This is a genomic window from Prescottella defluvii (assembly GCF_000738775.1).
Lineage (GTDB): Bacteria > Actinomycetota > Actinomycetes > Mycobacteriales > Mycobacteriaceae > Prescottella > Prescottella defluvii.
Genome location: NZ_JPOC01000027.1, coordinates 16,723 through 28,756 on the forward strand (window position 1 = coordinate 16,723; position 12,034 = coordinate 28,756).

The window sequence follows — 12,034 nt, forward strand, 5'->3', positions numbered from 1 at the left end:
ACACCTAGTCGGCGGAAGTTGCTACCTGCCGGTCAGTTGCGAGGTAGTGTCCGTGCTCGCGGCCCGATCACGGGTTGCAGGGGTGGGTCCCTATGCTGATGGGTTGGTGCCCGATGGGCCCAGCCATGCTCGCATGCGTGAATTGAGGAAGAAGGCTTTGATGAGTTCCACCGACATCCCGGGTTCCCGGGCGCCGCGTAAGTTCCGGTTCGCGGCCGGTGGCGAGGGGAACGCCGAGGAAGGCGGGGCCCGTCGATTCGTCAAGCTCGCGCAGAAGGCCGAGGAACTGGGCTACGACAGCTTCATGATCCCGGACCATCTGGGCAACCAGGTCGGTCCGATCGCGGCGCTCGGCGCGCTCGCGATCGCGACGGACAAGATCCGGCTGGGCACGGCCGTCCTGGCCAACGGCTTCCGTCATCCCGCGATCCTCGCCAAGGACGCGGCCACCATCGACGTCCTGTCGGGAGGCCGGCTCGAGCTCGGCATCGGCGCCGGGTGGATGAAGGAAGAATTCGACAAGGGCGGCATCGAGTACGAGCGCCCCGGTGTCCGAATTGCGAAACTTGAAGAGTCCCTGCAGATTCTGGACACGCTGCTGCGTGGGCAGGAGTGCAACTTCGAGGGCGAGCACTACCGGATCAGTGGCCTCAAGGGCAGCCCGCGCCCGCGACAGGGCCCGCGCCCGCCGATCGCGGTCGGTGGCGGTGGACCGAAGATGCTGGCGCTGGCGGCCAAGTACGCCGACATCATCTCCGTGGCCACCCCGACCAACGCCGAGGGCCGGTTGCTGCTGTCCGGCATCACGATGGAGAACACCATCGCGCGTGTCGAGCGGATCCGGGACGCCGCCGGCGACCGGTTCGACGACATCGAGTTGAACTGGACCATCACGATGATCCTCGTCACGGACGACCGTGAGCAGGCCGCGGAGATGGCCCTGGCCTCCCTCGACCAGGGATTCCCCCCGAACATCGAGGTCGACGCCCGATTGTCGGTCGAGGAGATCTTGAATTCGCCGTACCTGGCGATCGGGTCCTACGACGAGATCGCGGATCAGATCCGTAACGTACGCGAGAAGACGTCGATGTCATATGTGGGTGTGTTCCCGACTCAGATGGAGGCGTTCGCGCCTGTGATCCCATTGCTCCGAGGCGAGTAGATCGATGCACATCTGTAACATGTTGCTGGTTTCGAGTCGATGGAGTGACTCGTAGGCATGCCGTCGACGTCCCGAATGTTGCGAGCGGCTACCACTGGACAGGGTAGCCACGCGTGGCGACAAGTAGCAGGCCAGTACCGATCAAGCAGTGAGAAGCAATTGAATCCGCGCGGCGAAGGAAGTCTGGGGCGCAATCATGTCGATTGATGGTTGTGTGATCGCTTCGACAGGAGAAGGAATGAACGCAATGTTCGACGACTACCTCGACGAACAGGGCCACATCCGGCTCACGCCGGGTCACACGCTGATCGACTATGTCGACGAGCACACGCGTAACAATGCGGGCGAGCTGGTGTACCGGTACATCGACTACTCGCGTGAGCGTGACGGTGAGGCCGACGAGCTGACGTGGGGCCAGTTCGGTCTGCGCCTGCGTGCGGTGGCGGCTCGATTGCAGCAGGTCACCGCGCCCGGTGACCGCGTCGCGATCCTCGCACCGCAGGGACTCGACTACGTCACCTCATTCTTCGCGGCGATCCACGCCGGCCGTATCGCGGTTCCGCTGTTCGACCCGGACGAGCCCGGTCACACCGACCGGCTGCACGCGGTTCTCGGGGACTGCGAGCCGGCCGCGATCCTCACCTCGACGTCGTCCGCGGCCGGTGTGCGCCAGTTCTTCCGTGCGCTGCCCGCCGCGAAGCGCCCCCGGATCATTGCCGTCGACGCGATCCCGGACAGTGTCGGTGACACGTGGGTCCGCCCCGACATCGGACTCGACGACATCGCGTACCTGCAGTACACGTCCGGTTCCACCCGCACCCCGGCGGGCGTCGAGATCACGCATCGTGGTGTCGCCACCAACGTGCTGCAGATGGTCGACTCCCTCGGGCTCAGCGAGCACTCCCGCGGCGTCACCTGGCTGCCGCTCTACCACGACATGGGTCTGCTGACGGTGATCCTGCCTGCGCTGGGCGGGCAGTACATCACGATCATGAGCCCCCGTGCGTTCGTGGCGCGCCCGTACCGCTGGATCAAGGAACTCGCGGCGATCGCCGACGGTGCCGGCACGTACGCCGCCGCCCCCAACTTCGCCTTCGAGCACGCCGCGGTGCGCGGTCTGCCGAAGGACGGCGAGCACCTCGACCTGAGCAACGTCATCGGTCTGATCAACGGCAGCGAGCCGGTCACGGTGTCGTCGATGCGCAAGTTCAACGAGGCGTTCGCGCCGTACGGTCTGCCCAAGACCGCGATCAAGCCCTCGTACGGCATGGCGGAGGCCACGCTGTTCGTGTCCACGACGCATCCGTCGGACGAGGCCAAGGTCATGTACGTCGATCGTGACCAGCTCAACGGCGGCCGCATGGTCCAGGTCGACCAGGACGCTCCCGGTGCCGTCGCGCAGGTGGCGTGTGGCGCTATCTCGCGCAGCCAGTGGGCGACGATCGTCGATGCCGACACCGGCGCCGAGCGCCCCGACGGCTACGTCGGCGAGATCTGGCTGCACGGCGACAACATCGGTCAGGGCTACTGGGGTCGTGAGCAGGAGACGGCCGAGACCTTCCACAACAAGCTGCTCGAGCGGCTGCCCGAGGGCACGCACGCCGCGGGCGCTCCGGACGACGCCAACTGGCTGCGCACCGGCGACTACGGCGTCTTCGTCGACGGCGAGCTGTACATCACCGGTCGCGTCAAGGACCTGGTGATCGTCGACGGTCGCAACCACTACCCGCAGGACCTCGAGTACTCGGCGCAGGAGGCCAGTGCCGCGCTGCGTCCCGGCTTCGTCGCCGCGTTCGCGGTGCCGGCCAACCAGCTTCCGTCGGTCGTGTTCGAGAACTCCCACTCGGGCCTCGAGTTCGACCAGGACGACGCGTCCGAGCAGTTGGTCATCGTCGCGGAGCGTGCACCCGGTGCCGGCAAGGCCGATCCGCAGCCCGTCGCGGACGCGGTCCGTGCGGCCATCTCGTCGCGTCACGGTGTCACCGCGCGTGACGTGCTGCTGGTGCCGGCCGGTTCGATTCCGCGTACGTCCAGCGGCAAGCTGGCGCGCCGGGCCTGCAAGGCGAGCTACATCGAGGGAACGCTGCGTGGCGGTCACGCCCAGACCGCATTCCCCGATAGCGTTTCCGACTAGTCCTTTCCTGACGGGTAGCTTGGTGATTTGATGGCTGAACACGAGATGACGGTCGCGCAGCTGCGCGAATGGCTGCGCAAGTGGATCGCGGAGGCCACCGGGCAACCGGTGGCGGCGATCTCCGAGGACCGACCGTTGGAGGAGTTCGGACTCTCCTCCCGCGACGCGGTCGCGTTGTCGGGTGAGATCGAGGACCTCGTGGGGGTCACGCTCTCCGCCACGATCGTGTACCAGCATCCGACCATCGCCTCGTTGGCCACCCGCATCATCGAGGGCGAGCCGGAACTGCCGGCGGAGGCCGAGGACGCCACGTACTACGGCGGTGGCGTCCCGGTCGGCCAGTCCCACGACATCGCGATCGTCGGGCTGGCGTCGCGGTTCCCGGGCACCGGACACACCCCGCAGGAGATGTGGAAGCTGCTGATCGAGGGCCGCGACGCGGTCACCGATCTGCCGGAGGGCCGCTGGGCCGAGTTCACCGCCGATCCCTACGTGGCTGCGGCCGTCGACAAGGCTGCCACCAAGGGTGGCTACCTCGACGACGTGCAGGGCTTCGACGCGGAGTTCTTCGCGATGTCGCCGCTCGAGGTCCAGAACGTGGATCCGCAGCAGCGTCTCGCGCTGGAGCTGACGTGGGAGGCGCTCGAGCACGCCCACATCCCGGCGAACCAGCTCAAGGGCCGCGAGGTCGGCGTCTTCCTCGGCTCGTCGGCCAACGACTACCAGCTGCTCGCGGTGAGCGACCCGGCGTCGGCGCACCCGTATGCGCTCACCGGCACGTCCACCGCGATCGTCGCGAACCGTGTCTCGTACTTCTACGACTTCCGTGGTCCGTCGATCGCCCTCGACACGGCGTGCTCGTCGTCGCTGGTCGCGGTCCATCAGGCGGTGCGCAGCCTGCGTTCGGGCGAGTCGGAGATCGCGCTGGCCGGTGGCGTCAACATGCTGCTCGCGCCGCCCGCGACCCTCGGCTTCGACGAGGGTGGCGTGCTCACCGCCGACGGCAAGATCAAGGCGTTCTCCTCCGACGCGAGCGGCATCGTCCGTGCGGAGGGCGGCGGTGTCGTCGTCCTCAAGCGTCTCGAGGACGCCGAGCGTGACGGCGATTCGATCCTCGCGGTCATCGCGGGTACCGCCGTCAACCAGGACGGTCGTTCCAACGGCCTGCTGGCACCGAACCCGGACGCGCAGGCCGACTGCCTGCGGCACGCGTACCGCGACGCGGGGATCGCGCCGTCCGGTGTCGACTACATCGAGGCGCACGGCACCGGCACCATCCTCGGCGACCCGATCGAGGCGGACGCCCTCGGTCGCGTCGTCGGTCGTGGCCGCGACGCCGACAAGCCCGCGCTGCTCGGTTCCGCCAAGACCAACTTCGGTCACCTCGAGGCCGCGGCGGGTGCAGCGGGCCTGATCAAGGTCGTGCTCGCGCTGCAGGAGGACGTCATCCCGGCGTCCCTCAACTACGCGGGCCCCAACCCGTACATCGAGTTCGACAAGGCCCACCTGAAGGTGATCCCGGAGGCCACCGCGTGGCCGCGGTACACCGGCAACGCCGTCGCGGGTGTGTCCGGTTTCGGCTTCGGTGGCACCAACGCGCACGTCGTGGTCCGCGAGTACACCGGTCCCGCCGCGATCGCCGCCGACGTTGCGGTCCCCGCCGACCTCGACCACGAGAACACCACCATCGAGGCCGAGGCCGAGCGGATGCTCGCCGAGGCCGCCGAGTCGGTGGGCCTGGACGACGCGACGCAGGTCGCCGAGACCGCCGTCGTGCTCGCGGTGTCGGCGTCCATGCCGTCCCGCCGCCGCCGCGCCGCGGAGGATCTCGCGAACTGGCTCGAGACCGAGGAGGGCAGCCGCACGCCGCTCGCCGACGTCGCGCGCACCCTCGCCAAGCGCAACCACGGTCGTTCCCGTGCCGTCGTCATCGCCAAGACCCGCGCCGAGGCCGTCGCCGGTCTGCGCGCGGTCGCCGCCGGCAAGCCCACCCCCGGTGTGCTGTCCGCGGACGCGCCAGCGTCGAAGGGCCCGGTCTGGGTGTTCTCGGGCTTCGGCTCGCAGCACCGCAAGATGGCCAAGCAGATGTACCTGGAGAACGCGGTCTTCGCGGCCGCGATCGACGAGGTCGACGCGCTCATCGAGGACGAGGCCGGCTATTCCGTGAAGGAGAAGTTCCTCGACGACGCGATCGACTACGACGTCGAGACTTCGCAGGTCGGCATCTTCGCGATTCAGGTCGGTCTGGCGCGGACGCTGCGCCACCACGGCGCCGACCCGGCCGCGCTGGTCGGGCACTCGATGGGTGAGGCCGCCGCCGCGTACGTCTCGGGCGGTCTGTCGCTCGAGGACGCCGTCCGGGTGATCTGTTCGCGTTCGCGTCTGATGGGTGAGGCCGAGGGCCTGCTCGAGGGCGACGACATCCGCCTCATGGCGCTGGTCGAGTACACCGCCGACGAGATCGAGAAGGTCCTGCCGGACTTCCCGCACCTCGAGGTGTGCGTGTACGCGGCGCCGACCCACACCGTCATCGGTGGCCCCGAGCCCGAGGTGAACGCGATCGTCGCGCGCGCCGAGGCCGAGGAGAAGATGGCCCGGGTCCTCAAGACGAAGGGCGCCAGCCACACGTCGCAGGTCGATCCGCTGCTCGGTGAGCTCGCGGCCGAACTGGCCGGTATCGAGCCGCACACGCTGAAGGTCGGCCAGTACTCGTCGGTGGACCAGGACACCTTCTACCCGGCCGGGCACGCCCCGATCCATCCGGTGGAGTACTGGACCAAGGGCCTGCGGCACAGCGTGTACTTCACCAACGCCGTCAAGGCCGCGGTCGACGCCGGGCACACCACGTTCGTGGAGCTCGCGCCGAACCCGGTGACCCTGATGTCCGTTGCGGCAACAGCGTGGGCCGCCGGTGTCGCGGACACGCAGCTGATCCAGACGCTCAAGCGCAAGGAGGACGAGCCGCTCGGCGTGCTCACGGCCCTCGCGCAGCTGTACGTCCACGGGCATGCCGTCGACCTGCCGTCGCTGCTGCCGGCCGGTGACTACGCCGACCTGCCGCGCACCGCGTTCCTGCGCAAGCGGCACTGGATCGACGCGCGGGTGTCGTCGGCCGGCGACACCCGGGTTCCGGGTGCGCATGTCGCGCTGCCCGACGGCCGGCACGCGTGGGAGGTGCAGGCGTCCGCGGTCTCGGACCTGGGCGCACTGGTCACCGCGGCCGCGTCGCAGCTGTTCGCGGACGTCGCGTTGACCGGTGCCGTCGCGCACGGCGAGGTGCCGTCGGCGGGAACCCTGACCACGACGCTGGTCCCGCACCTCGGTGGGGCGTCGGTGCAGGTTCATGCCAAGACCGGTAGTGCGTTCGCGCTGGTGTACGACGCCGTCGTGTCGTCCGGTGAGGCGCTGCCCGAGCCGGTCGTCGCCGCGGTTGCCGCCGCGCCCGCGGTGTCGGACGAGGTTTCGGCCGAGTCCGTCGAGGTTTTCGGTGACCGTTGGGATCCGGCGAGTTCGCAGTCGCTCGAGGATCGCTTGACGATCGTCGTGGCGGAGTCGATGGGGTATGCGCCGGAGGATCTGCCGGCGGAGATTCCGTTGATCGAGCTGGGTCTGGATTCGCTGATGGCGGTCCGGATCAAGAACCGCGTCGAGTACGAGTTCGACATCCCGCAGCTGCAGTTGGCGGCGGTGAAGGATGCGAGCCTGCAGGACGTGGCGAAGTACCTGCACTACGCGGTCGAGAACCGCGAGGAGGTCGCGGCGCTGGCGGCGCAGCAGCAGGCGGAGAAGGAAGCCGGGGAGGCCGTTTCGGAGGCTGCTGCTCCGGAGCTTCCCGAAACGCCGGTGGCCGAGGATGTTCCGGCGGAGTCCGGGGAGATCGATGTGCCGCCGCGTGATGCGGCGGAGCGGTTGACGTTCGCGTCGTGGGCGGTGGTGACCGGGAAGTCGGCGAAGAGCATCTTCGCGACGTTGCCGATCCTCGGGGACGAGGCCGCGGAGAAGTTGGCGGCGCGTCTGACGGAGCGGTCCGGCGGCGAGATCACCGTCGACGACGTGCTCGACGCCGAGACTATCGAGCAGCTCGCCGAGACGGTGCGTCAGCACCTCGAGGACGGCCTGAAGATCGACGGTCTGGTCCGAACGCTGCGGCCGCGGGCCGAGGGCTCGGATGCGGTGCCGGTGTTCGTGTTCCATCCGGCCGGTGGGTCGACGGTGGCGTACGAGCCGCTGCTCAAGCGTCTGCCGGCGCACACTCCGATGTTCGGTCTCGAGCGGGTCGAGGGTCCGATCGACGAGCGTGCCGCGGCGTACGTGCCGCTGCTGCGCGAGATCCAGGGCGACGGCCCGTACGTGCTGGCCGGTTGGTCGCTCGGCGGCGTGCTCGCCTACGCGGTCGCCCGTCTGCTGCGTGAGCAGGGCGCCGACGTCCGCGTCGTCGGACTGATCGACACCGTCATGGCCGGCGAGAAGGTCGAGGACACTCCGGAGGAGATCCGGGCCCGCTGGCAGCGCTACGCGAAGTTCGCGAAGAAGACGTACGGCGTCGACGCGCCGCTGCCCTTCGACCAGTTGGCGCAGGCGGGCAGCGACGAGGAGCAGATCGGGATCCTCATGGACCTGCTGAAGCTGAGCGGCGCGAAGATCCCCGGCGGCATCATCGAGCACCAGCGCACGTCGTGGCTCGACAACCGGGCCATCCAGACGGCGGATCCGCAGCAGTACGACGGCGACGTCGTGCTGTACATGGCGGACAAGTACCACGACGACGCGATCAACCTCGAGCCCTCGTTCGGGACACGTCAGCCCGACGGCGGCTGGGGGGAAGTGGCGAAGAACCTGGAGGTCGTCTACATCGGCGGCGATCACATCCAGATCGTCGACGAGCCCTACATCTCCAAGGTCGGCGCGGACCTGTCGAACAAGCTGACCGAGATCGAGAAGCGGAGCAACTGAGTGAGTACCACCACCGCAGAAAAACTTGCGGAACTGCACGAAAAGCTCGAGCTGTCGAAGGCCCCGGGCAACCCCCGGGCGATCCAGAAGCGCAAGGACAAGGGCCTGCCGACGCCGCGTGAGCGCATCGACATGCTCCTCGACCCGGGCACGTTCGTCGAGATGGGGCAGCTGGCCCGCCAACCCGGCGACGACTCCAACCCGTACGGTGACGGTGTCGTCACCGGCCACGGCCTGGTCGACGGACGTCCGGTCGCGGTGTTCGCGCACGACCAGACCGTGTTCGGTGGTGCCGCCGGCGAGATCTTCGGCCGTAAGGTCGCTGCCGTCAACGACTTCGCCATCAAGATCGGCTGCCCGGTCATCGGCATCAACGAGTCCGCAGGCGCCCGCATCCAGGACGCGGTGACGTCGCTGGCGTGGTACGCCGAGATGGGTCGCCGTCAGGAGCCGCTGTCGGGCATGTGCCCGCAGATCTCGATCATTCTCGGCAAGTGCGCCGGCGGTGCCGTATACGCGCCGATCAACACCGACATCGTGATCGCGACCGAAGAGTCGTACATGTTCGTCACCGGCCCGGACGTCATCAAGTCCGTCACCGGTGAGGACGTCAGCCTCGACGAGCTGGGCGGTGCCCGCAACCAGGCCGAGTACGGCAACATCCATCACGTCGCGGCCGACGAGAAGGCCGCGTTCGAGTACGCGCGCCAGTACCTCAGCTACATGCCGTCGAGCTGCACCGAGCAGCCCCCGGTCATCAACCCGGGCCTCGAGCCGGAGATCACCGAGGACGACCGCTCGCTCGACGCGTTCATGCCGGACGCCGACAACGCCGGCTACGACATGCACGACATCCTCATCAAGATCTTCGACGACGGTGAGTTCCTCGAGGTCCGCGCCGAGTCCGCGCGCAACGTCATCACCGGCTACGCGCGGGTCGACGGCCGTCCGGTCGGTGTGGTCGCGAACCAGCCGATGTACCTGTCCGGTGCGCTCGACGCCGCTGCGTCGGACAAGGCGGCGCACTTCGTGCGGGTCTGCAACGCGTACGACATTCCGCTCGTGTTCGTCGTCGACACCCCGGGCTTCCTGGTCGGTGTGGAGCAGGAGAAGATCGGCGTCATCAAGCGCGGCGGACGCTTCCTGTTCGCGTACGTCGAGGCGACCGTCCCGAAGGTCACCGTCGTGGTGCGCAAGTCGTACGGCGGCGGCTACGCGGTGATGGGCTCGAAGCAGCTCGGCGCCGACGTCAACCTCGCCTGGCCCACCGCCCGCATCGCGGTCATGGGTGCCGAGGGTGCGGTCAACATCATCGCCCGCAAGCAGATCGAGGCCGCCGGCGACAACGCCCCGGCGGTCCGCGCACAGCTCGTCAACTTCTACAACGAGCACGTCGCGACGCCGTACATCGCGGCCGAGCGCGGCTACATCGACGCCGTCATCGAGCCGTCGACCACCCGCCTCGAGATCCGCAAGGCACTCACCCTGCTCCGCGACAAGACGGTCTTCAAGAACCCGCGCAAGCATCACTTGCTCCCGTTCTGATCGGGCTGTTCGTTCCGCCCCTTGTTTTCAGCTGAAGGGACCCTTTGTGCGCTCCCAGCGCATGAAGGGTCCCTTCAGCTGATCTCGGGGAGTCGGACGGTCCCGCATCCGTAGCGGTGGGCGCGGTCGGGAGCGCGCCAGTTCGTAGTGCGCGCGCAGATCGGCGAGTGCGCGTTCGGGGGAATCCCGCAACTGCCGGGGGATGACGGCGAGCACGATGATGCCTGCGTTCTGCATGCGTGCCCGTCGGGCGAGTGTGGCGTCGTACTCGGCCGGGGACAGATGCCAGTCGAGCGAGTCGATCTCCCATGCGAGGGCGACGTCGTCGATCCAGCCGTCGGGTTGGGCGATGAACTCTCCGGTGGCGCTTTCGATGGGGCGGTTGAAGTGCATCGGTGGCAGGCCGCTCCGTAGCCACAGTTCTCGGGCGTCGGCTTCGGCGACCGAATGGATGTCGGCGCGGACCTCGCGCAGGATCTTTCGCGGGAGCGCAGATCCGCGGTTGCTGCCCGATTCGAGTTCGTCCGCCAGGATCGCGGGCGTGACGTCGCCGCGCTGCACCGCTTCCGCGAGAAGGGCCCGCGCCGCTGCGGTCGTCGTGCAGCGGCGTGAGGCGTCGAGCAGCGCTCGGGGGAGTGGGCTGCAGGCGAGTCCGCTCCGACTCACCGGCGTGGGCAATCGGGTCGTCCGCTCCACGACGAGGAAGCCGGTGGACTGCATCCTCCTCGAATGTTCGAGCAGGACGTGTACATCGGAGAATGATTCGGACGAGCGGTAGCCGTGTTCAGCGAGTGCTGCGCGCCCCGTCAACATCGAGCCGGATCCGCAGTAGAGCAGCGCTGCTGTGCGCCGTTCGCGCTGACTCGGGACACCGTTGTGCATGAGAACGAGGCCGGGGAGGATCCGTTGCCACGGACCCTCGGGCCGACATCGAAAGCTGATCGCCGATCCGGACATGCCGGCCCCGAGCAGGTCGCGCACCCGCACGATGCCGTTGATCGCGAAGCGGCGGAGTTCGTGGATGGCATCCGAGTTCCACATTCGTTGTCCCATGCGGACAGCTTGGCGGGCGGTTCGGTCAAGCATCGCGGTGGAACGTCAGCGAAATGTCGGTCTGTGGATGGATGCGCGCCTGTGGATAAACAGCTGAAGGGTTCCTTCATACGCTGGCAGCGTATGAAGGAACCCTTCAGCTCAAGGAGGAGCAGGCCTACGGCTCGTAGACCCGCAGGGTGCCGGGGGACCAGAAGCCCGAGCGGTTCAGGGTTTCGGTTTGGACGGGCGCGGTGGCGGCGTCGGGGTAGTGCCGGTCGTAGCGTTCGAGGGAGCCCCAGTCGCGGCCCCAGTCGTTGTTCAGGTAGGTCGGGACGGTGGTGGCGCCGGCGAGCATTTCGGTCCAGCCGAGGGGTCCGCCGTTTTCGAGGGACTGCCAGGTGTCGGTGGAGCTGACGGCGAGGGGCCGGTCGGGGAGGATCCGGTAGTTGGGCATTTCGGCGATGCCGTTGAGGTGGTTGAACGGACGTTGGCACGGGAATTGCAGTCCGACGGCCCAGTCGAGGAGGACGGGCTGTTCGGTGCCGACGACGTTGCTGAGGGTGTCGAGTTTGGGTACGCGTGGCGGTGTGAACGCGAACCACTGGTCGCCGGTGAGGTTGGGGTCGGATGCGTTGATCCGGACGACGTCGGTGTCGGCGGGTAGTTCGTCGAGCGGGATGCGCAGGTTCCGCCAGGACGGTGCGGGGCCGATGTCGCGGGGGACGTAGGTGCCTTGGATGTCGACGGTGCCGTCGGGTTGGCGTTTGCCGTATTCGAGGTTCAGCGGCTGGCCGTAGTTGGTCTGTCCGCTGATCTGGTCGATGGACCAGATGCGGCCGGCGGCGGAGATCACGACGAGGGGGGAGTCGTCGCTGCGTTCGGGCAGCTGGTACCAGCTGGAGACGACGGATGCTTGTTGCTGGACGCCGTCCTGGTAGCTGCCGAGGATGGGGGTGCGGGCGGGGTCGAGCCCGAACGGCAGTTTGACGGTGCTGCCGTTGATGCCGAGGGCGCCGGTGCCGCCGGTGGTGCCGGATCCGGCGCCGGTCTCGAAGGAGGGGCCGATGCTCTGGCTGTCGGTGTTGCCCATGCCGGCCTTGACTTCGACGAAGTCGGCGGTGAGGTCGCTGGGGACGCCGTTGGGGGTGAAGCCGACGGGTTTGCTGCCGGCGAGTGGGTCGGCGGGGTCGGCGAGGGGGTTGGTG

At 68.1% G+C, this 12,034-nt stretch carries 6 protein-coding genes; 4 read left to right on the forward strand and 2 right to left on the reverse strand.

What is annotated here, in order from left to right:
- The first annotated feature begins 160 nt into the window (after positions 1-160).
- The 4 genes from IJ15_RS0110755 to IJ15_RS0110770 all read left to right on the forward strand — a co-directional run bounded on the left by IJ15_RS0110755 (position 161) and on the right by IJ15_RS0110770 (position 9,794).
- Positions 161-1,162, forward strand: coding sequence for an LLM class F420-dependent oxidoreductase (locus tag IJ15_RS0110755; protein WP_031938343.1), 1,002 nt, complete (start codon positions 161-163; stop codon positions 1,160-1,162).
- Between the two features lie 238 nt (positions 1,163-1,400).
- Positions 1,401-3,296 carry a long-chain-fatty-acid--AMP ligase FadD32 gene (gene fadD32 / locus IJ15_RS0110760; RefSeq protein ID WP_031938344.1) on the forward strand — a complete coding sequence of 632 codons (1,896 nt, stop codon included), beginning with the start codon at positions 1,401-1,403 and terminating at the stop codon, positions 3,294-3,296.
- Positions 3,297-3,341: 45 nt separating this feature from the next.
- Entirely contained in the window at positions 3,342-8,249 is a 4,908-nt protein-coding gene (pks13, locus tag IJ15_RS0110765; protein WP_031938345.1) for a polyketide synthase Pks13, read from the forward strand.
- Positions 8,250-9,794, forward strand: a complete 1,545-nt coding sequence (locus IJ15_RS0110770; protein ID WP_031938346.1) for an acyl-CoA carboxylase subunit beta — start codon at positions 8,250-8,252, stop codon at positions 9,792-9,794.
- Between the two features lie 27 nt (positions 9,795-9,821).
- On the opposite strand, the gene IJ15_RS0110775 is transcribed toward IJ15_RS0110770, so the two are convergent.
- Positions 9,822-10,847 (reverse strand): hypothetical protein, encoded by a 1,026-nt coding sequence (locus IJ15_RS0110775; RefSeq protein ID WP_231569497.1) that lies wholly within the window; start codon positions 10,845-10,847, stop codon positions 9,822-9,824.
- Positions 10,848-11,004: 157 nt separating this feature from the next.
- Positions 11,005-12,034: arabinosyltransferase C-terminal domain-containing protein (locus IJ15_RS0110780; protein ID WP_031938348.1), on the reverse strand; the 1,030-nt coding region annotated here is incomplete at its 5' end.

What these genes read in the sequence shown, in the direction of transcription:
- IJ15_RS0110755 (WP_031938343.1), top strand. Translation starts at nt 161, where the DNA reads ATGAGTTCCACCGACATCCCGGGTTCCCGGGCGCCGCGTAAGTTCCGG.
- fadD32 (WP_031938344.1), top strand. Translation starts at nt 1,401, where the DNA reads ATGAACGCAATGTTCGACGACTACCTCGACGAACAGGGCCACATCCGG.
- pks13 (WP_031938345.1), top strand. Translation starts at nt 3,342, where the DNA reads ATGACGGTCGCGCAGCTGCGCGAATGGCTGCGCAAGTGGATCGCGGAG.
- IJ15_RS0110775 (WP_231569497.1), bottom strand. Translation starts at nt 10,847, where the DNA reads ATGGGACAACGAATGTGGAACTCGGATGCCATCCACGAACTCCGCCGC.